General features: G+C 70.3%; 3 protein-coding genes. 2 read left to right on the top strand and 1 reads right to left on the bottom strand.

Going from position 1 to position 3,591, the window contains the following annotated elements; genetic code table 11:
• The first annotated feature begins 148 nt into the window (after positions 1–148).
• Positions 149–586: a Fur family transcriptional regulator gene (locus AB0B89_RS35420; protein ID WP_358561850.1), complete on the top strand. Its 438-nt coding sequence runs from the start codon at positions 149–151 to the stop codon at positions 584–586.
• Positions 587–619: 33 nt separating this feature from the next.
• Positions 620–2,851, top strand: a complete 2,232-nt coding sequence (gene katG, locus AB0B89_RS35415; RefSeq protein WP_358561847.1) for a catalase/peroxidase HPI — start codon at positions 620–622, stop codon at positions 2,849–2,851.
• Between the two features lie 514 nt (positions 2,852–3,365).
• On the opposite strand, the gene AB0B89_RS35410 is transcribed toward katG, so the two are convergent.
• Positions 3,366–3,575, bottom strand: coding sequence for a hypothetical protein (locus AB0B89_RS35410; protein ID WP_358561853.1), 210 nt, complete (start codon positions 3,573–3,575; stop codon positions 3,366–3,368).
• Positions 3,576–3,591: the final 16 nt, after the last annotated feature.

The following is a 3,591-nucleotide window of genomic DNA, read 5'->3' as shown; positions in this document are numbered from 1 at the left end:
ACACGCGGGGTGGTCCCATCACTGGCAACCGGGTGGTCCCATGCTCGTGGCAGAAAACCACCCTCGGTGGTCCCATAAGCCTGGCCGGCGACACTTGGACCGTTAGCTGTCTTGAATAGCTCGTGTTTATGACGATAGCTTTGGCGCCGTGACCGCACCCAAGACTCCGACCATCGCCGAGGAGCTGCGCGGGGCAGGCCTGAGGGTGACGGCCGCCCGCGTCGCACTGCTGGAGACCGTCCGGGGCGGTGATCACCTCGGCGTCGAGGCGATCGCCTCGGGGGTGCGTGACCGCGTCGGCCATATCTCCCTTCAAGCCGTGTACGAGGCCCTCCACGCGCTCACCGCGGCGGGGCTCGTGCGCCGGATCGAACCGGCCGGCAGCCCGGCCCGGTTCGAGGGACGCATCGGCGACAACCACCACCACGTCGTGTGCCGGTCGTGCGGTGCCGTCGCCGACGTCGACTGCGCGGTCGGCGAGGCGCCCTGCCTGACCGCGTCCGACCACCACGGCTTCACGATCGACGAGGCCGAGGTCATCTACTGGGGCCTGTGCCTCGACTGTTCCACCGCCCGCAGTTCCTGAGCACTGTGATCAGCGTAATCCGGAAGGACCCTAATGTCTGAGAACCATGACGCGATCGTCGTAGACGCGAAGACGGAGGAAGGAGGCGGCTGCCCGGTCGCGCACGAGCGCGCCCCGCACCCGACTCAGGGCGGCGGAAACCGCCAGTGGTGGCATGAGCGGCTCAACCTGCGGATCCTCGCCAAGAACCCCGCCGTGGCCAACCCCCTCGGCGAGAAGTTCGACTACGCCGAGGCGTTCAACAGCCTCGACCTCGCGGCCGTGAAGCAGGACATCGCGGAGGTGCTGACGACCTCGCAGGACTGGTGGCCGGCCGACTACGGCCACTACGGCCCGTTCATGGTCCGGATGGCGTGGCACAGCGCGGGCACGTACCGGATCAGCGACGGCCGCGGCGGCGCCGGGGCCGGCCAGCAGCGCTTCGCCCCCCTCAACAGCTGGCCGGACAACGGGAACCTCGACAAGGCCCGCCGCCTGCTGTGGCCGGTCAAGAAGAAGTACGGCCAGAAGCTCTCGTGGGGCGACCTCATGATCCTCGCCGGCAACGTCGCCCTGGAGTCGATGGGCTTCAGGACCTTCGGCTTCGCCGGCGGTCGTGAGGACGTATGGGAGCCCGACGAGGACGTCTACTGGGGCCCCGAGTCCACCTGGCTCGGCGACGAGCGCTACACCGGCGACCGGGAGCTTGAGAACCCCCTCGCCGCGGTCCAGATGGGCCTCATCTACGTCAATCCGGAGGGCCCGAACGGCAACCCGGACCCGCTCGCCGCGGCCCGCGACATCCGTGAGACGTTCCGCCGGATGGCGATGAACGACGAGGAGACGGTCGCCCTGATCGCGGGCGGCCACACCTTCGGCAAGACCCACGGCGCGGGCCCGGCCGAGCACGTCGGCCCGGACCCCGAGGCCGCCTCGATCGAGGAGCAGGGCCTCGGCTGGAAGAACGGCTACGGCACCGGCAAGGGCGGCGACACGATCACCAGTGGCCTTGAGGGCGCGTGGACCAACACCCCGGTGACGTGGGACAACAGTTTCTTCGAGATCCTGTTCGGCTACGAGTGGGAGCTGAGCAAGAGCCCCGCGGGCGCGCACCAGTGGAAGCCGAAGGACGGCGCCGGGGCGGGCACCGTCCCCGACGCCCACGACCCGTCGAAGAGCCACGCCCCCACGATGCTGACGACCGACCTCGCGCTCCGCGTGGACCCGGTCTACGAGCAGATCTCGCGACGCTTCCTGGAGAACCCCGGTGAGTTCGCGGACGCCTTCGCCCGGGCGTGGTTCAAGCTGACCCACCGCGACATGGGCCCGGTCGTGCGCTACCTCGGCCCGGAGGTCCCGGCCGAGACGCTGCTGTGGCAGGACCCCCTGCCCGCGGTGACGCACGAGCTCGTCGACGCCGGGGACGTCGCCTCGCTCAAGGACCGGATCCTCGCCTCGGGCCTTTCTGTGTCCCAGCTCGTGTCCACCGCGTGGGCGTCGGCCTCGACCTTCCGTGGCGGCGACAAGCGCGGCGGCGCGAACGGCGCGCGCGTCCGCCTTGAGCCGCAGAGCGGGTGGGAGGTCAACGACCCCGACCGGCTGGCGAGGGTGCTGCGCGCCCTGGAGGAGATCCAGGAGTCCTTCAACGCGGCCCAGACCGGCGGCAAGCAGGTCTCGCTCGCCGACCTGATCGTGCTCGCCGGCGGCGCCGCCGTCGAGCGGGCCGCCAAGGACGCCGGCTTCGACGTCGAGGTCCCGTTCACGCCGGGCCGCACGGACGCGTCGCTGGAGCAGACCGACGTGGAGTCGTTCGCCGCGCTCGAACCGACCGCCGACGGGTTCCGCAACTACCTCGGGAAGGGCAACCGGCTTCCGGCCGAGTACCTGCTCATCGACCGGGCGAACCTGCTCACCCTGAGCGCCCCCGAGATGACGGTCCTCGTCGGTGGCCTGCGCGTCCTCGGCGCGAACCACCAGCAGTCGCCGCTCGGCGTCCTCACCACGGCCCCCGGGACCCTGACCAACGACTTCTTCGCCAACCTGCTCGACCTCGGCACGACGTGGAAGGCGACGTCGGAGGACGCGAACACCTTCGAGGGCCGCGACATCGCCACGGGCGAGGTCAAGTGGACCGGCAGCCGTGCCGACCTCGTCTTCGGGTCGAACTCCGAGCTGCGCGCGCTCGCGGAGGTCTACGCGAGCGATGACGCGAAGGAGAAGTTCGTGCGCGACTTCGTCGCCGCGTGGGACAAGGTGATGAACCTCGACCGGTTCGACCTCGTCTGATCATGACGTCCAGGCCGGCCCGCGCCGGCCGGCCAGGACGTCCTCGGAACCCGGCACCTCATCGGTTGAGTCAACACGACCCTGTTAGGGCTTGACGAGCGGCGAGTAAACTGTAAAGGTTCTTTTCTGAGAGCGCTCTCACGTCTCATTCACCCCCCGCGAAAAGACTGCCGTGAGACTCACCGTGCCGACCGGCGCGGCGGTGTTCGCCGTCGCCCCCGTCCTCCCCTCCTTGGCCGCTCAGGGCACTCTTCGACGGCTGGGGCGCGGCCCCGCCACCGAACTCCACCGCGGTGCCCTCACGCCGGGCGGGGAGGGCCGGTCCGGCGTGGTCCCCCCCCGAGAGGAGCCGAGGTATGCACGTGTTGTCCCGACGGTGGCGACGAGGTCTGGTCGCCTCCGTGCTGCTGGCCCAGGCGATCGTCTTCGCCGGTCAGCAGACGGCGAGCGCGGCCGTCGCGCAGTTGCCGTTCACCGTCACCAACAACTCCGGGCGCGGCGACGCCACGTACATCTACGTCGTCGCGCGCAACTCGGCCGGCCAGCAGGGATACGTGGACGCCTCCGGAACGTGGCGGGCGTACAACTTCCCCCCTTCGATCCCCAACGGGCCCGTCCCGGCGCCGGACATCTCGATCCCCGGGCCGGGCAACGGCGCGAGCCGGAGCAGGTCGCGCTTGTACGGCAGCGCCGACCCGCCGCCCCGCCTGGTGACCTTGGGCACCGGGCAGCCGAAGTTG

The organism is Sphaerisporangium sp. NPDC049002, assembly GCF_040649355.1.
Classification (GTDB): domain Bacteria; phylum Actinomycetota; class Actinomycetes; order Streptosporangiales; family Streptosporangiaceae; genus Sphaerisporangium.
This window is presented reverse-complemented; position numbering and strand designations above follow the sequence as displayed.

Excerpts from the sequence above, each read along its gene's own strand:
- katG (WP_358561847.1), top strand. The coding sequence starts at position 620 with ATGTCTGAGAACCATGACGCGATCGTCGTAGACGCGAAGACGGAGGAA.